Raw genomic sequence first — 17,834 nt, 5'->3', positions numbered from 1 at the left:
GAACAAACCAGCACCCGCTTGCAAGGATCACATCATAGCCAAATCAGGGCGCGCTGGCCTGCCGAAATGACTGCATTAACAACAGCAGTGCCAACAGGCAAAGCGCCGTTGCAGTGGCAAAAATCCATCCTGCCATCGCATTCGACCACACCATTCCCGCCAGCCACGCGCCCAGCGCTACGCCGGTTCCCCAAAGCATGCTGTAAAGCGCCTGACCTTGGCCTTGCGAACCCTCACCAAAGTGCCGATAGATAAGTGTCATTGCCGCCGCATGAAAGGTTGCGAAGCTGGCGGCATGCAGCAGCTGCGCGGACCAGATCATGGCCGGGTATTCGACGCCATAGCCAATCATCAGCCAGCGTACGGCCGCTAGCGCCAGACTCCAGAGCATCAAACGATGCTCACCCACCGTGGGTAATACGCGATGCATCAACATGAATAAAACAACTTCAGCGAATACACCTAAGCCCCAGAGCCAACCAATATCACTGCGGCTGTAGCCATGGCTTTCCAAGTAAATACTGTAGAAGGTGTAGTACGGCGCATGCGATAACTGAAGCAGAAAATGCGCGATAAAAAATATCCAGACGGAGCGACGCTGAAGAATGGAGAGAAAGCCCTGCGCGTTTGGCGATCGTTTCGGTGTAGCAATGTCGGGCACAAAAGCGCTAGCCAACCACGTTGCAAAGGCACAGACCAACAACGCCAGCGGCAAATGACTGACCGGGAAATACTCAAAATACAAGCCCAGCCCGGTACCGGTGGCTATAAACCCGAGCGAGCCCCAGAGACGAATTTGGCTATAACGTTCGCGCTGTTCGCCCAAGTGAGCCAACGTTACCGCCTCGAACTGCGCCAGAATTGCATTCTGGAAAAAACCATAGACTAAAAGCACAGCCGCCAGCGGCCAAAACTCGCGCGCCACAAACACGCCCAGCCAGCCCAACGTAATCATGCCCGCGCCCAAGCGAACTAAACGCAGGCGCTGACCGGTCTTGTCGGCAATATAACCCCAGAAGTTGGGCGCGATGATACGGGTGGCCATGACAATGGCCGAGAGTTCGCCGATGGCTTCGGCATTGAAACCTAGGGACTGTAAGTACAGCCCCCAGTAGGGCATGAAGCCGCCGATAACGGCAAAGTAGAAGAAGTAAAACGCACCCAGCGGCAGGTAGGGAATTCGCGCCACGCTCAACCGGCAAAGCTGCCCGGAATCACGGGCGTGCTGCACGTGACCTTCGCATTCTGGGCGCGATGACGCAGCGCGTGATCCAGCAGCACGATGGCTAACATGGCCTCTGCAATAGGCGTGGCGCGCACACCCACGCAGGGGTCATGACGACCTTTAGTGACCACTTCAATGGCCTCGCCTTTGAGGTTGATGCTACGACCCGGCGTGGTGATGCTTGAGGTCGGCTTTAAGGCAATACGCACAATCAGATCCTGACCGCTGGAGATGCCACCCAAGACACCGCCCGCGTGATTGCTGAGAAAGCCTTCCGGTGTTAGCTCGTCACGGTGTTGCTCACCCCGCTGGGCTACCACAGCAAAGCCATCGCCAATTTCCACGCCCTTCACGGCATTAATGCTCATCATGGCATGGGCAATATCGGCATCGAGGCGATCAAATACGGGCTCGCCCCAACCAACCGGCATGCCTGTCGCGAAAACTTCCACGGCTGCGCCAATGCTGGAACCTTCGGTGCGCATGCTGAGTACGAGCTGCTCCATTTTGGGCACGGCTTCGCGATCACCACAAAAGAACGGATTTTCGCGGACATAATCCCAGTCACAGGTCTGCGCCTTAATGTCACCAATTTGCGAAACTCTGCCGCGAATGCTGACGCCAAACTGCTCAGCCAGCACTTTGCGGGCAATGGCACCGGCAGCGACGCGCATGGCCGTTTCACGGGCACTGGAGCGCCCGCCGCCGCGATAATCACGGAAGCCAAACTTGTGCGTGTAAGTGTAGTCCGCATGGGCAGGTCGGAAGGTGTCGGCAATGTTGCCGTAATCCTTGGAGCGCTGGTCGGTGTTCTCAATGACCAGCGCAATGGGGGTTCCCGTCGTGTGGCCTTCAAACACACCAGACAAGATTTTGACTTGATCTTCTTCTTTGCGTTGCGTCGCAAACGATGAAGTGCCGGGCTTACGACGATCGAGATCACCCTGCAAGTCTGCTTCTGTCAGGGCAATGCCGGGCGGAACTCCATCCACAATGGCGGTGAGCGCAAGGCCATGCGATTCGCCCGCGGTCATGACGCGAAAAACTTGCCCAATGCTGTTGCCGGCCATCTTAGATGCTCGCCTCAAAAACCGCCTGATGTTCGCGGCAATCCGCCGCCGTTAATACAAATACGCCTTTGCCACCGCGCTCGAATTCAACCCACACAAAAGGCACATCGGGGAACGTTTGTTCCAGTGCCCATTGCGAGTTACCCACTTCGACCACCAGGATGCCGTCTTCCGTTAGGTAATCGGCGGCTTCAGCCAAAATGCGTTTGGTGATATCCAAGCCATCTGCTCCCGAAGCCAGACCCATCTCTGGTTCACGCAAAAACTCTTCCGGCAGATCAGCCATATCTTCGGCATCCACATACGGTGGATTACTCACGATTAGATCATAACGCTGGCCCGGCAACTTGCTGAATACATCAGACTCCAGCAAGCCAACGCGCTCTTGCAGGTCATGATGCTCAATATTAATCGCTGCCACGGCAAGCGCATCCAGCGAAAGATCGGTGGCATCCACGAGGGCATCGGTGAACTCTTTTGCACAGGCAATGGCGATACAGCCAGAGCCGGTGCAGAGATCGAGAATACGCTGTGGCTCGTCTTTCAACCACGGCAGGAAACGATCTTGGATAAGCTCGGCAATAGGTGAGCGCGGCACCAACACACGCTCATCAACATAGAACGGCAGGCCGTTGAAATACGCCAGATTCAGCAAGTAAGCCAGCGGCGTGCGGTCATTCACGCGTTTGCGCAGCGTCTCCGAAATAGCGGCTCGCTCCGAAGGCAACAAGCGCGCAGAGAGAATTTCTTCATCTGCCGACCATTCTAGGTTCAGTGTCTGCAACACTAGCGCCGAAGCCTCTGCAAAGGGGTCACTGGTGCCGTGGCCAATATGCACATCACAGCCACGGAAGCAGCTCACGCAAAAGCGCATCCAGTCGCGAATGGTCACGAGTTCACGCTCGGCTTCTGCCAGCACATCAGCGGATAGGGTCAGGGCAGGCAGCGAATCGCTCACGGGAACTCCGAAATTCAGCAGAAAATGTTCAACGATTTTACACGGCAACTGGTGCTGCAAGCACACTATAATTTTGCTATCTGACTGGGGTGGTAATCAGGCATGAAAGATCCGCAACTCACCGCGCTGAAGCGGCAGTTAAAAGCAGAGGCACCATTGCTCGCCCCGAAGATGGTCAAGCCATTACCCGCACGTGAGCCCGAGCCAGAACTGGATGACCAAGCGCTTTTCGAACAGGCCACGCGAGGTGCTCGAAAACTCTCGGTGGATAGCGCCGTCCCTGCCCGCCCAGCCCGCCCTAAGAAACCGGATGCACTGACACTCCTCAAGCGCGCACGCGCCGAGGGCGATGCCGAGCGCGAGAATATCGCTCTGTCGGATACCGTCGCGCTACTTCAAGGCGTGTCGCCGGAAGCCGCATTAAGCTTTAAGCGTCATGGTGTGCAAGAACGTCAGCTCGACAAGCTTAAAGCTGGACTGCTGCCTTGGAAGCATGCCGTGGATCTTCATGGCTGCACGCTGGAACAGGCACGCGAGGCGGTGTTGCAGCTGCTTGCAGAGGCCAAAGCCGAAAGCATTACGGTGGTCAAAATTGTGCACGGTAAAGGCCAGATCAATGGTCAGGCCATGCTAAAAACCGCCGTAAATGGTTGGCTACGCCAAATGCCGGATGTGTTGGCCTTTGTCAGCGCCGATCCTCGACATGGCGGTACGGGCGCTGTCATGGTCTTGCTGCGACGGCCGCGAGAAGACAAAATGCCCGCGCTGTCCTCTTTACCGTAGGCTCGCGCCTCGCTACGGTCAGTCTTTCATCTTCCGAGTACGAGAAAAATCATGGAAAACGCCTACGCGGACATTATCCGCGGTGTCGGTGAGGACCTGGGCCGACCCGGCCTGCTCGACACACCAAAACGTGCCGCTAAGGCTTTTAAATACCTGTGCAAAGGCTACGAGGAAGACCTCGACACCCTCGTTAACGGGGCCGTATTTCCCTCTGACAATGATCAGATGGTGTTAGTGAAAGATATCGAGCTGTATTCGCTGTGCGAGCACCACCTGCTGCCGTTCATTGGTAAAGTGCATGTGGCTTACATCCCGTCTGGCAAAGTCTTGGGGCTGTCGAAAGTCGCTCGCATTGCCGACATGTATGCTCGCCGCTTACAGATTCAGGAAAACCTGACCAAACAGATTGCCGACGCAATTCAACAAGTGACCGATGCCAAAGGCGTTGCCGTGACCATTGAAGCCAAGCACATGTGCATGATGATGCGCGGTGTGGAGAAGCAGAATTCGGTGATGAAAACGTCGATTATGCTCGGGGCGTTTCGTGACAGCGCGCAAACCCGCAATGAGTTTCTGGCGCTGATTCGCGATTAAGTGATGTGAGTCAACATTAAGCGCGAAAAAAAGCCCCGCCAGCCTGCACTGACGGGGCTTTTTAATGGCCTTATTCGTCGTACGTCTTGCACTCTGCGTCATTGGGCACATGCTTGCAGCGCACACGCTTCATAATGCCCAGCATCACGTTGTTATAAATACCCTGACGCATCAGCGTAATGCGCGCTTCACGCAGCATTTGGTAATACTTGTCTTGCTCGGTTTTCGGCAGATCAATCCAGAGGCGCTCTGGCACGTCTTGCTCCGCTTCTTTCAACATATTGATTAAGCCATCAATGTGTTGAAGCCCCAGTTGCCGGACTTGGTTTAAGCGAAGGTCCAGATCGGGAATTTTCGGCAAAATCAAATCACGACGAATCAAGATGGTTCCCGTGGCCTGCAGCAATGGAAAGCGAATGACCCCGCCTTTGCTGCCGATGCCCTTGTAAAGCTCCATCGGCTTAAAGCCTAGGGCCGGCGCGGCGATGATGTCGGCCTGGCCATTATTGAACTTTCCCGCATAGGTCGAGAAATCGGCGAGCACCGGCTGCGCGCCCAGCCCAGAAATCATTTTGGCTTGAACAGGATCCCACTCCAGAACCACCACACGCTTACCTGCCGCCTTGCTCAACGAGTTAATTTGCCGGTCATTGACCACCACGAAAATGGCGCCAATCGGCATGACGGCTGCCACCTGATACTTCCCATTGATGGCGAGCTGGGCTACCACAGGATTCGACAGCATCTTCAGCAACGTCTTCATTTCGTCGTAATTGCGCAGATTACCCGGCGAATCAATGCTGCCTACAGACGCATTAAACTGCTTGGCGCGTAACGTGGAAATTGCCACTGCCTCACACTGACCCGCCTTGAAATCTTCGGTCGCTACCCGCTCATCGGTGTAGGCTTTTATCTCAGCGATGAAGTTCCACTCCGCGGCAAACTTCGCCAGCTCACGCGCAGCCGTCACGATTTTTCCATTCGGCCCGAGTGGATCGAAAATGCAAAACCGGACCTTCACGGGCTTGGGTAGTGGCTGTGGCATACCCGCCGATTTAGGGCTAGGTAGAGCCGGTGTGACGTCTGCCGCAACGGCCGGAGCAGCGAACAAACCGCCCGCTAAACAACCCGCTAAAAACACCTGCTTAAATGGCTTCATGCGTATTTCCTTATTCATCGAACAGACTGCATTCTTCATTGGCAGGATCATGTTTACAGCGCACGCGCTTTAACAAGTTCATGGTCGATGTGTCGTACACACCATCCTTAGTCATCGCGATGCGCGCCTGACGCACCATCCGAGAGTATCTGTTCTTTTCTTCGGCGGTCAGCTCCACCCACACGGCAGCTGGAATGGACTTTTCAGCCTGTTTTAGTCGCTCTAAATGTGCGTCGAGGAAGCGTAAGCCATAGGCTTGTAGCTGCTGGATACGGGCATCGAGATCCGGCATTTTTTCGAGCAGAAAGTCGCGACGAATCATGATGGTGGCGGTGGCATGCAACAGGGGGAAACGAATCACACCGCCATTTTTGCCAATGCCTTTGTACAACTCCAGCGGCTCATAGGCGATGGCTGGCGCAGCGATAATATCGACTTGCCCGTTATTAAACTTACCGCCATAACTGGTGATATCGGACGGCACCGGTTGCGCCCCCAGCGCCGAGATCATTTTCGATTGCGAAGGGTCCCAATCCAAAACCCCAATGCGCTTTCCGGCAGCTTTCTCAATGGAGTTTATGGTTCGATCACGGGTCATGACGTAAAGCGCGCCGATGGGCATGACGCCGATGACTTGATAGCGTCCAGTGATCGTCATGGGCTGGAAGGCTGGATTGGCGAGTACATGCAATAGCGACCTGATTTCAGCATAGCTGCGCAAATTGCCCGGTGAGTCGATGCTGCCCACCATCTTGTTAAATTGGCGCGCACGCAGCGTGGACATGCCCACTAAATCACATTGCCCCGCCTTGAAATCTTCGGCGGCAACATGCTCGTGCAAATAGATTTTCACCTGGAGGCGCATGCCATATCGCTGGGCCTCGATGGCGAGGTCACGCGATAATTGCGCAAACGGCCCATTGGCGCCGGTAGGGTCAAAAATACAGGCTTTTACGGGGACAAATGCCGGCGCTTTAACGGGTTGAGCATGGACAGACATGGCCGCAAAAATCAGCCCCAGCCCTATGATTCGACATCTGCTCATAGCTACTCCTGTTGTTATTATGCTGAGCCTAAGCTCCTTTCCCTTTAAGCAGCCTACGCCACCTAAACTGCCTGCCGTTGACAATAATGACTGATTCATTCGTTTCTAAGGTCACATCACTGCCAATAGAGGCTGTGCTGCCCGATCTTCTCGCCACACTGGAGCGCGTAAACACCGCTATATTACAAGCCCCACCAGGCAGCGGAAAAACCACTCGGGTTCCTCTCGCCGTTCTCCACGCACAGGCTACGTGGCTGCAAGAGCGCCGAATTCTGATGCTCGAACCTCGGCGACTCGCGGCACGGGCAGCAGCGCAGTTCATGGCGAAACAACTGGGTGAGCCGGTAGGTCAACGCGTTGGCTATCGTACGCGACTCGATAGCAAGATCAGCTCAACGACACGAATTGAGGTCGTTACCGAAGGTATTTTGCTGCGCATGGTTCAGGATGACCCGGAACTATCGTCCTACGGTGTCATCATTTTCGACGAGTTTCATGAGCGCAATTTGTCATCGGACTTAGGTCTCGCACTGACTCGAGAAAGCCAAAGTGTGTTTCGTCCTGACCTGCGTCTACTCGTGATGTCGGCCACACTGGATGCCGCCCCCCTGTCTCGCTTACTCGATGATGCGCCCATCTTAAATTGCCCCGGTCGGCAATATCCGGTCAGCATCAGCTATGCCCCACCCGGCAGAACTCCTCTGCTCGAGCATTGCGCGCTAATGATTCATCAGACTCTGCAACGTGAATCCGGCTCGATACTGGTTTTCCTGCCGGGAGAAAGTGAAATTCGCCGCCTGCAAGGGCTGTTGCAACAACGCCTACCGGCCAACACACAACTTTGTCCGCTGTATGGCCAACTCAGCCAGTTTGAGCAAGACGCGGCCATTGCACCTACCGCTAGTGGTCAGCGCAAAATCGTCTTAGCCACCGCCATCGCGGAAACCAGCTTAACCATCGAAGGGGTGCGCGTTGTCATTGACTGCGGCTTACGGCGCAGCCAACGCTTTGATCCCAATACGGGACTCTCCGGCTTAATCACCGAATCGGTATCTCAAGCCAATGCCGAGCAACGACGTGGTCGAGCGGGTCGTATCGAGCCCGGTCACTGCCTGCGGCTGTGGTCGGAAGATGCCCAGCAACGGCTAGCGCGCTTTGCCACGCCGGAGATCTGCCAAACCGATCTGGCCGATTTAGCGCTGACGCTGGCCGGTTGGGGCATACGGGACCCACAACAACTGATTTGGTTAGATATTCCGCCCGCTCCCGCCTGGGCTCAGGCCCAAGACCAACTGCGGGATATGCAGGCGCTAGATCAAGACAGTCGCATCACCGCGCACGGGCGGCAGATGCTGACACTCGGTTTATCGCCACGGTTGGCGCATTTGCTGGTCTTGGCGCATGCCCGTGGGCAAGGTTCACAGGCCGCTGAATTTGCCGCCTTGCTGTCGGAGCGTGACCTGCTCAGCGGACCGGCGCGCGACGCGGCTGGCAGTGACTTACGCGCTCGTTTGGCGCTCTTGCAAGGGAATGCCTTGCCGTCCCACGCTGATCGAGGTCGCCTGCAGCGCGTGAAAGAGCAACAGCGACAGCTGCAAGAGCGTTTGCGCGCACTCCCCGCCCCTAACCTCAAACAAACCCACGCGTTGAGCTTAAGTGAACTGCTGGCGCTGGCTTGGCCCGATGCCATTGCACAGAGGCGTCCGGGTAATGAGGGGCGCTACCTGCTGGCCAATGGCCGAGGCTGTAGCCTGCGTAACGATGATGCACTGGCGGGCGAGCCCGGACTGATTGCGGTCAGTCTGGATGCCCAGGCGCGCGATGCCAAAATCTTCCTCGCCTTGCCCTTTGATTTTGCCCAGCTTGACCTGCTGCATCCAGGGCGCGTGCTGAGTGAAGAAGCGTTGCAGTGGGATAACTCCAGCGCGAGCGTCATTGGCCGACGGCAGCGACGATTTTTAGCGCTCATTCTGGACAGCGTGCCGCTACCTCGGCCCAAACCCGACATTCTTTTGCCCGTGTTCATCGGAGGGCTGTGTCAGCTGGGCGCAGAAGCACTGCCGTGGACACCTGCGCTGCGGCAGTGGCAGGCTCGCGTGAAACGCTTACACGCAGCGCATCCCCAAGATTGGCCGGACGTGTCCGATGCAGCGCTCATGGCAACTCTAGCGGATTGGGCTGGCCCTTGGCTGAGTGGACTGTCACGACTCGAGGAAATGTCGCGCTTTCCCTTGCAGGATGCACTCTTTGCACAGCTCGATTGGTCGCAGCAACAGCTGCTCAACGAGCTACTGCCTACGCACCTCACCGTGCCCAGTGGCAGCAGCGTGGAGATTGACTATTGTATGGAAGGCAACCCGGTCCTGGCGGTGAAGCTGCAGGAAGTCTTTGGTTGGCTTGATACACCCGCTTTGGCGCAAGGCCAACTGCGGCTGACCCTGCACTTGCTTTCACCGGCTCGACGTCCCACCGCCGTCACCGCCGATCTGGCCAGCTTCTGGCGGCAAGGCTACCCGGAAGTGCGCAAAGACTTGCGCGGGCGCTACCCTAAACACCCCTGGCCGGAAGATCCACTCACCGCCGTGGCACAGCGCGGCGTGAAGCACCCTAAACCGCGTGGCTAAGGAAGGCCCGTACTTCAGCCGCGACCTCGGCTGGCGACTCATCCAAATGCAAATGATGCCTGCCGGGCACCGTGACTTGTTTTAAGTTCGCAAAAGCCGCCAGCCTGGCCTGACCAGCGGCCTGTTCAAACGGCGCACCATCTTGAGCGCGCACCAACAACGTCGGCACGCTGATGGCGCGGATGCAGGCCAACACCTGGGCTTCACTGAAACGCATCAGGGAGTTTTGGCGTAGGCGCTTGTCGGTGCGCCAAACCAGCTCGCCATCTGCATTACGATCTAGACTGCGGCTACATAAAATGCGTGACGCCATTTCGCTCAACGGGCCGGTCAAACCATTCATGCGCGCTTGCACCGCTTGCACCTCATTGGCAATCGGTCTGCGTTCAGGCCGGAAGTCGCGATAACTGGCTAAAGACAGCCGTGTCATGTCCACATAATGTGACGGGTCGGCGGTGAGCGGACCCAGCCCCTCAATCATCACCAAGGCCTGCACACGCTCAGGCAACAGGCCAGCCAGCATCATCTGAATACCCGCGCCTAGGGAGTGGCCCAGCAGAATCACTTTTTGCTGGGGATACAAGGCATCCAAAACCCCCAGCACATCATCGAAATAATCGGCATTGTGATAGCGAAATCCGGCCGGTCTTGGATCGCTCAGGCCATGACCGGGCAGGTCCATCGCAACAAAGGGATGCTCTGCCAAATGCGGTGCCATGCGGTCAAACGTTGCGGCATTGTCCATCCAACCATGCAAGGCCACGATGGGAATACCGCGCGCTTCGGCATGCCACGTTTTCAGTGCGATGCGACCGCGCCCGAATGGGAGCTCGATAACCGATTCGATGGCCATATCAAACGCGCACGCCTGACATTGCCCACATGGCCTTTACCTGCGCTAGCACCGACGCGGCGGTGCTCTCGGGGTGCTCAAACGGAAACATGTGACCGCCGGGAATGATTTGCAAGGGCACGCGCTGCGCCTGCGCCAGCTTATGCATGGTGCCGCGCTTGAGGAACTCGCTGGTTTCGCCCGTCAACACCGCAACCGGACACTTCAAAGGCTTGCGATAGCGCCAGACATCGGAAGGCGTGTGCCGAAAAATCTCGACTTCCACGGCGGGGTCGTAACGCAGGTGCACACCATCGTCCTTTTCGACCAAGCCATGCTCCAGATACCCCGCAAAGCTGGCGTCGGTGAAGGGCTTAAACAAACCTTTGTTACGGAGGCTGTCATGTACCGCCTGACGATCCGGCCAATGCGAACGACGGCCTAGGCTACGTCCCGCTGGGGTAATGTCATCAATACGACCAAGGAGCTTGTATAGCGCCACGCCAAAACCCGCTAGGGGATTGATGTAGGCGGGATCGAGCAGAATGACCCCACGAAATAGCTCAGGATATTTTCTGGCGGCGATCAGCGTAGTCATGCCACCTAGCGAATGCCCAACGCCAATCACAGGCTCGCCGCCCGCCTGGCTGCGAATGGAATCGGCCAGCTGTTCAGCCAAGCCATGCCAGTTCGGCGCGATGGGATAGCGCGGGTCGTGCCCCAGCATGGGTACGCGAATGACGCGCGCCTGCTCGCGCAGCTCGGCCAAAAACGGCACATAGCAATCACTGGGAATGCCATTGGCATGCGCAAAATGAAGTAAGGGTTGCTTCTGGCTCATAGTGTTTGCGTCTCCAAACCAAGACCTTCAGTCACGGCACGTTGCGCACTGGGGGCAACCACCGCCACCGAAGCCTGTGCTGACAATAAGTAAATCTCAGCAACACGTTGTAGGTCCGGAATGGTCAAACTGAGCAGACGTTCTCGGAGCTGCTGACGCTGCACCACCGTGCGGCCGTAGAGCTGATTGTGGAAGGCCTGGCGCGCCTCGCCCGACGGCGACAGCGGTTTGTCCATATCGGCAAAAATACCGAGCAGCGCTTCCTCCAATTGATCCGGCTGGTGCTTGTGGCTGTGCAACCAATCTAAGCTGGCATCAAAATCAGCCAGCGTTTCCGCCAGGCGCGGATCGCGATAGGAGTAGAAACGGAATGCGCAGGCATTGCCGTCGTAGGCCGCGCCACCACCATAAGCCCCACCCTGCTCGCGGATGGCCCGATGCAGGAAACCGTTGCGCAGGAAGCTGCCCAAGGCCATTAACGCTGGCGCATCGGCATGACCGGCCGGCACAGCCGGATACACCTTGGCGCAGAACTGCACCTGCGTCTGCGTCAGCCAGGCTTCCTGCACGCGGCCTTCCGCCGGCATCCAGATCATGCTCTGGCTGTTCGCCGCCACCGGGGCATCCGCCCATAGCGACGAGACTTCTGCTTGTACCGCCGCCAGTGCTTCGGCTTCGCTGATCAGCAGGAGCTGACGCGGGCTTTGCAGCACCAGCGCATGAATACCGGCGAGCTCGGCCAGCAGCGCCTCGGTGGCATCCGCCTGACTCTGCTGCTCGTGCAGCTGCTTAAAGAAACGGATGCCGGCTAGTCCGCTGTGACGCTGCTGGAACGCCGCCAGCGCACTGCAGCCGCGCGCGGCCGTGGCCATCGCCAGCGCATGGCCTTGGCCGGTGATGCTGCCTTCCCAGCGCGTCTTCATCTGAGCGACCAGATCGCGCACACGCGCCGACTCATCGAAGCGCAGGTCAAAGAACGTGTTTTTCAGGAGCTGCTGAAAAGCGCCCTGATGATGCACCAGCGCCTTGCCATTGATGACCAGATGCGCCTGCGCCGATTGCTTGTTATCCAGCGTGGTACGGCCGGACAGGCTCATGCGCAAACCGCCGCTGACCGCCGACTGACGCTGCTGCATGGCGCGATAATCCTGTGCGCCCACACCCAGCTCAGAAAACAACGAGGTGTACAGCGGCAGCAACTGCGTCTGGCGTGCATTCAAATCGGGCAAATCAACAATCAGCTGCTGATACAGCAGCCCATTGGTGCCCTGCGCATAGCGCGTCACCGGCAACGCTGCCGGCTTGCCGGCAAACAGAATTTCCTGCTCGCCCGCCAGCGACTTCACCTTCGCCGGCACATCGGCCAGCGTCACTTTCGGCAGAATCGCGGCATCGTTTTCTTGCAACTGGCGTGCGGCCAAGGCCTCAGCTTGCACCTTCAGCTGCGCCAGTTCATCAGCACTCAAGCGGCTGTGGATTTTTGCCAGATTGCTCGCTTCCAATGCATCACGGCGGGCCGCCAGCTCGGCATCCGGGCGCAAGGTCAGACGCACCCGATGCGGGTTGTCGAGCAGCAGGCGACGCACGAGGCTAGGCACAAAATCTGGGTTCTGAATGGCGAGTCGCAGATGCGCCAGCTCGGCCTCGATGTCCCAGACGGAGAGCGGGTCGGCATCGTGCAAGTACGGCGTGAGGCCGTTGAGCAGCAGCTGCAAACCGTAGGGATAGCTGTCGCCGCCGATCTCGCGCTGGCTCAGCTCGAATTGATGCAGCACCGCCTCGACTTCACTGAGCGGCACGCCTTGCTCGGCGACCTGCGTCAGCGTATCCAAAATCAGCTGCTCGACCGCCGCCGCATGCTCCGGCTGCGAACCTTCTATGCCAGCCGCAAAAGCCATCTCACGATTATTGTCATCGAGCCCACTCAGGGCCGATGGCGCCTCGCCAAGCTCGGTGGTTTCAAGAACCTGCCGCAGCGGTGACGCCGAGTTTTCCAGCAGCACGCCACTAAGCAGATGCGCCTCAAAGCGAGCACGCGCATCGGCTGCCGGGCCAAGTAGCCAGGCCAGTACATGATGCGTCTGCGGGCCGTCTTCCGATTCTGGCGCGTAGGCTTCTTCCACCCGCAATGGCGCGACATACCGTTTTTCGTCACGGCCCGTCACGGGCTCGGCCACATCATTAAACCGCGACAGCGCCAGATCCACGAAGCGCGTTTGCAGGTCCTGCGGCATTGCATCGCCAAAGGTCATAAAGACCGCGTTCGACGGGTGATAGTGCTTACGGTGAAACGCCTTTAGCGCCTCATGTGTGAGGTCCGGAATATGCGCCGGATCCCCACCGGAATTGTGATGATAGGTCGTGGTCGGAAACAGGTACTTATTCAAAGACTCGTTCAGAATGCTGTGCGCCGAGCTCAGCGCACCTTTCATTTCATTGAACACCACGCCCTTGTAAACCAACGCCTCGCCGTTCGGCGTGGGTTCAATACGAATCCCTTCTTGGGCGAAATCCAGCGGGTGAATATGCGGAAAAAATACCGCGTCCAAATACACCTGCAGGAGGTTGTCGAAGTCTTGGCGGTTCTGACTGGCAAACGGATACGCCGTCCAGTCGCTGGCCGTGAAGGCATTCATAAAGGTATTGAGCGAGCGCCGAATCATCAGGAAGAACGGATCGCGCACCGGAAAGCGCTCAGAGCCACAAAGCACGGTGTGCTCGAGAATATGGGCAACGCCGGTGGAGTCTTCGGGCATGGTCTTGAATGCCACCAGAAAGACATTCTCGGGATTATCCGTCGCCAGATGCAGATGGCGTGCGCCGGTGGCGCGGTGGCGATACTCACAGAGCGTGGCCTGAAGGGCTGGCAAGGCAACCGTACGAATCGATTCAAAATGGGGATGGGCCGGAAACAGCGCAGACAAGACATTCTCCTCAAAGGGTCGCGCCAACATACCGCACGCGAATGCCTTGATTATGGGGACGACAGCGCACTTTTCCAAACCCGACAAACTGCTCATCGGCTAGACAAGCGGTCACGGCATGCTACAGTCGCGCACTTGTCCAAGTGGGCTGCGTAATATTGTCAGCGGGAAGTCGTTGTTATGGCACGAAATATGAAACTTGAAGTCTTGCAATCCGCACGTCAGCAAGCCAAGACTTATGACGAATGGCGCGAAATTTCGCTAGAACTCGATGCGCATTCCGGTTTGGATTTATGGAAAATCGAAACCTCCTCTGACCATTATCACCACGAACTCCTGCGCGAACGCCTACTCACGCTTCGCCAGTGGCAGCACTCGCATAACCACAAGTTACTCATTCGTTCCCTGCGCGAAGGCCTGCATCACGACCTCGGCAACATGGGTAACGCCAAACTCTATGGCCGCGCGCATGTGGGTACCAAGCGTCTCATTGAAGACTATGTTGACCAGGTCTGCGCCAGTCTCGATTACCTCTGCGATGCCACCATCGAACATCTCACCAACGACGAAAAGCTCGCGCTCTTCGAAGACATTCTGCGTAGCTTCGGCCAGCCCGCCCTTCAGCTTTCCGGCGGCGCCACGCTGGGCATGTTTCACATTGGCGTGTGCAAGGCGCTTGACGAACAAGGCCTGCTGCCTAGCGTCATCTCCGGTTCCAGTGCTGGCTCCTTAGTCGCCTCCATGATCGGCACACACACTCGCGATGAAATGGACGCCTATTACGACGGCGACGCGCTCTACAAGCACGCGTGGAGCTGGAACAAAATTTCGGATGGTCTGCGCGGCAAAGGCTTTGCCAATCAGAAACAGCTAGAGACTTTTATCCGCCAAAACGTCGGCGAAATGTCATTCCAAGAAGCGTTTGAGAAAACCGGTCGCCACATCAACGTGAGCATTTCGCCCACGGGCAACAATCAAAAGTCGCGCCTGATGAACGAGCTCACTTCGCCCTATTTGCTGGTCTGGAGCGCGGTGTTGGCCTCCTGCGCGGTTCCTTTGCTGTTCCCGCCGGTCACACTGACCACGAAAACAGCTGATGGCGATCACGCCCCTTATATGCCCTTAGAGCGTTGGGTGGATGGCTCCATGCGCAGCGATATGCCGCGCCGTCGCCTCATGCGTCTCTATAACGTGAATTACTTCATTGCCAGTCAGGTTAATCCGCACATTGTGCCGCTGCTGGAAAGTGAGCGTAAGAAACGCCAAAATGAGAAGATCAGTTCCCTGCCCCGTCGCATTTTAAAAACGCAGGCCAAACTGCTCAGCATGGGTTCGCTTCAAGTCGTGCATGACAGCGTGAGCAACGAAGCCCTGCGTCAGATGCTGAGTCATGTCTACACCATGATCTCGCAGAGCTACCACGGCGATGCCACCATCGCACCACCTAGCTACGGCATGAAGCACTACCAACACATGCTGCAAAACCCCACGAAAGAATCGGTTATTTGGTTCCGTCAACAAGGTGAACGAGCCACCTGGCCTAAGATTGATCAAATTCGCGTACAAACGAAAATCAGCATGGCCCTGCAAAAATGTGTGGCGCGCTTGTTGCAGCGCAAAGCGCACAACTGGCACGAAGCCGAAGTTCGCGCGCTTTTACAAGAACCTACGCATCGCCACGGTTAATCCTTTCTCTGCTACACCCAAACGCCGAGCTTGCTCGGCGTTTTCACAACTACAACAAATCCTACCGTTCATGCCCGTTACACAACCACTCATCAGATTCAACAATCGTCTGATTTAACAGACGCCCCGTTTGTGGTCTAACTTAGTCCTGTTGTGCAGGGCATATCAGCACCTTGCTGCTTGCCTCGCCTAACTGTGTCTCTAAGACAATTATAAAAATGGCTTGAACGAGGATGCATCCATGAAGAAATCTACTACGGCACAATCCAGACCGAACTGGAGACGCTCATTGCTGAGCCTCGCCGTTGGCGCAGCACTGTTTACCCCCATGACGGCGATGGCCGTGGAGTTCGAGCTAAAAGATGGTGAAGTGACAGGTTCGTTGGATACCACGGTGAGTTATGGGGCTTTGTGGAGTGTTACGGGCAAAGATAAGCGCCTTTTAGCCCGTCAAAAAGGTGGGGACCGTAATAGCGCTAACTATGACAACGGCGATGCAAACTACGAGCGCGGTGATCTCGTTTCCTCGATCTTTCGTGTATCGAATGACTTAGATCTGAACTACAAAAACTTTGGTGCATTTTTCCGCGTCAGCTCGTTCTATGATCATGCTATCCAAAATAAAGATTTTGACCCACTACAAGCCGACCAACGCGTAATTCGTAATCGCTTAGGTCATGACTACGAAATTTACGATGCTTTTGTTCGCGGCAAATTCAATATTCTCGATAAAAATGTCAACGTTCGTCTTGGTAAGCAAGTGATTAGTTTGGGCGAAAGTACATTTATTCCAAATGGTTTGAATGCTTTAAACCCAGTGGATGTAGCCAAACTAAGAACACCAGGTGCGGAGCTCAAAGAGGCATTCCTGCCAACTCAAATGTTACAGGTTACTTTTGACGTAACCGATAACATGAGTGTTGAATTAATTAATAAGTTCCAGTTCAGAGAGTCGCGTCCAGAGCCAAATGGTTCATTCTTTAGTACTAATGATTTTCTATCGCCTGGTGGTTCAAAGGTCTTAATCAGAGCTGGTGCGTCGCCAGAACAGCCAGGCCCTACCAATCCTGTTATTCCTAGAGCTGGAGATAAGTCTGCAAAAGACAGCGGTCAATTTGCAGTGGTAACGAGACTATTAGTTCCATCGCTAAATAATACTGAATTTGGTTTTTATGCGATGAACTACCATAACACTGCTCCTCTTATTGCTGGCAGAACGACAACATTAACGCCTGCTCAAGAGGGTGTAATTGCTGGCGGCCCCGGCGGTGCAGCAGCGGTCCCAGGTGCAAGAGCAGCAACCTCAACCTACTTTGCAGAGTATGCTGAGGATGTTCGTTTATTTGGATTAAGCTTCAATACGCTTGGTCCATTGGGGGTTGCTCTTCAAGGTGAGTATTCTTACCGACCAAATCAACCTTTGAACTTAGTTGCTAACAATGTATTGAATAGCTTGCTTGGCTTAAATGGTTCTGCGTTTAATACTGGAATCGGCGTTCTGCCTAGAAATACTGAAATTAAAGGTTATCGCGACATAAAAATGCATCAATTCCAAATGACTGCGACCCAAACATTGGGCCGTTATTTTGGTGCTGATCAAATTATCGGCGTTGGCGAAGTTGGTTATACCTATCTTGATATTCCGAATGGTATCGATCTAAATGGTACAGGTGTTGACTTCACTACGCCTATTGCGACTAACATAAACCCTGATCCAGCGCGCTCTAATCCCGTTAAAAGTGATAAAGGAATTATGACGAAAAACTCATACGGCTATAGGGCTGCAGTACGTGCAACATATAATAATGCTGTTGGCGCATTTAACTTAACTCCTCGTATTGCATTCCAACATGACTTGCGTGGTACCAGCCCAACTTTTACTGAAAATACTCAGTCGGTCACTATCGGCATTACTGCCGACTATCAAAGCAACCTGTCTGCTGACGTGTCGTACACCAACTTTTTTGCGGGTGAAACGATTGGCGCTACAACTAACGCAGCTGCTTTCAGATCAACCAACCAAGCCCTCGGCGACCGCGACTTCATTGCCGCTACCGTCAGCTATGCCTTCTAACCATTGGCCTAAAAGAGAG

The 17,834-nt window shown here is 55.7% G+C and carries 13 protein-coding genes; 5 read left to right on the top strand and 8 right to left on the bottom strand.

Features of this window, described 5'->3' with window-relative positions:
• Window positions 1–43 precede the first annotated feature (43 nt).
• Genes AC14IB_RS07080 through prmB form a run of 3 tightly spaced genes read right to left on the bottom strand, consistent with a single transcriptional unit; the run spans window position 44 to window position 3,211 of the window.
• A complete protein-coding gene (locus AC14IB_RS07080; protein WP_484231226.1) occupies window positions 44–1,231 on the bottom strand; it encodes an MFS transporter in 1,188 nt (395 codons plus the stop codon).
• A complete protein-coding gene (gene aroC, locus AC14IB_RS07075; RefSeq protein WP_484231225.1) occupies window positions 1,192–2,295 on the bottom strand; it encodes a chorismate synthase in 1,104 nt (367 codons plus the stop codon). The genes AC14IB_RS07080 and aroC overlap by 40 nt, the downstream gene beginning before the upstream one ends.
• A 1-nt stretch (window position 2,296) precedes the next feature.
• Window positions 2,297–3,211, bottom strand: a complete 915-nt coding sequence (prmB, locus tag AC14IB_RS07070; RefSeq protein WP_484231244.1) for a 50S ribosomal protein L3 N(5)-glutamine methyltransferase — start codon at window positions 3,209–3,211, stop codon at window positions 2,297–2,299.
• A gap of 144 nt (window positions 3,212–3,355) precedes the next feature.
• Here prmB and AC14IB_RS07065 point away from each other — a divergent pair, with 144 nt between their 5' ends.
• Window positions 3,356–4,036, top strand: a complete 681-nt coding sequence (locus AC14IB_RS07065) for a Smr/MutS family protein (protein ID WP_484231224.1) — start codon at window positions 3,356–3,358, stop codon at window positions 4,034–4,036.
• Window positions 4,037–4,087: 51 nt separating this feature from the next.
• Window positions 4,088–4,630: a GTP cyclohydrolase I FolE gene (gene folE, locus AC14IB_RS07060; protein WP_094078681.1), complete on the top strand. Its 543-nt coding sequence runs from the start codon at window positions 4,088–4,090 to the stop codon at window positions 4,628–4,630.
• 70 nt (window positions 4,631–4,700) lie between these two features.
• Here folE and AC14IB_RS07055 read toward each other — a convergent pair whose 3' ends face one another.
• On the bottom strand, window positions 4,701–5,789 hold the full coding sequence (locus tag AC14IB_RS07055) for a putative solute-binding protein (protein ID WP_484231223.1): 1,089 nt from the start codon (window positions 5,787–5,789) through the stop codon (window positions 4,701–4,703).
• A gap of 10 nt (window positions 5,790–5,799) precedes the next feature.
• Window positions 5,800–6,834, bottom strand: coding sequence for a putative solute-binding protein (locus AC14IB_RS07050; RefSeq protein ID WP_484231222.1), 1,035 nt, complete (start codon window positions 6,832–6,834; stop codon window positions 5,800–5,802).
• 86 nt (window positions 6,835–6,920) lie between these two features.
• On the opposite strand from AC14IB_RS07050, the gene hrpB reads away from it, so the two are divergent.
• Window positions 6,921–9,458, top strand: coding sequence for an ATP-dependent helicase HrpB (hrpB, locus tag AC14IB_RS07045; RefSeq protein WP_484231221.1), 2,538 nt, complete (start codon window positions 6,921–6,923; stop codon window positions 9,456–9,458).
• Here hrpB and AC14IB_RS07040 read toward each other — a convergent pair.
• The 3 genes from AC14IB_RS07040 to AC14IB_RS07030 are packed head-to-tail and all read right to left on the bottom strand — an operon-like array spanning window position 9,442 to window position 14,055.
• Complete coding sequence (locus AC14IB_RS07040; protein ID WP_484231220.1) at window positions 9,442–10,311, bottom strand: alpha/beta fold hydrolase; 870 nt, start codon at window positions 10,309–10,311, stop codon at window positions 9,442–9,444. The two genes, hrpB and AC14IB_RS07040, sit on opposite strands and share 17 nt — an antisense overlap.
• Window position 10,312: 1 nt before the next feature.
• Window positions 10,313–11,131, bottom strand: a complete 819-nt coding sequence (locus tag AC14IB_RS07035) for an alpha/beta fold hydrolase (protein ID WP_484231219.1) — start codon at window positions 11,129–11,131, stop codon at window positions 10,313–10,315.
• Window positions 11,128–14,055 carry an insulinase family protein gene (locus AC14IB_RS07030; RefSeq protein WP_484231218.1) on the bottom strand — a complete coding sequence of 976 codons (2,928 nt, stop codon included), beginning with the start codon at window positions 14,053–14,055 and terminating at the stop codon, window positions 11,128–11,130. The genes AC14IB_RS07035 and AC14IB_RS07030 overlap by 4 nt, the downstream gene beginning before the upstream one ends.
• A gap of 180 nt (window positions 14,056–14,235) precedes the next feature.
• On the opposite strand from AC14IB_RS07030, the gene AC14IB_RS07025 reads away from it, so the two are divergent.
• Both AC14IB_RS07025 and AC14IB_RS07020 read left to right on the top strand, forming a co-directional pair.
• Complete coding sequence (locus AC14IB_RS07025) at window positions 14,236–15,741, top strand: DUF3336 domain-containing protein (RefSeq protein WP_484231217.1); 1,506 nt, start codon at window positions 14,236–14,238, stop codon at window positions 15,739–15,741.
• A gap of 241 nt (window positions 15,742–15,982) precedes the next feature.
• Window positions 15,983–17,815 carry a DUF1302 domain-containing protein gene (locus tag AC14IB_RS07020; protein WP_484231216.1) on the top strand — a complete coding sequence of 611 codons (1,833 nt, stop codon included), beginning with the start codon at window positions 15,983–15,985 and terminating at the stop codon, window positions 17,813–17,815.
• Window positions 17,816–17,834: the final 19 nt, after the last annotated feature.

It is taken from the genome of Perlucidibaca sp. (assembly GCF_057084925.1).
This window is presented reverse-complemented; position numbering and strand designations above follow the sequence as displayed.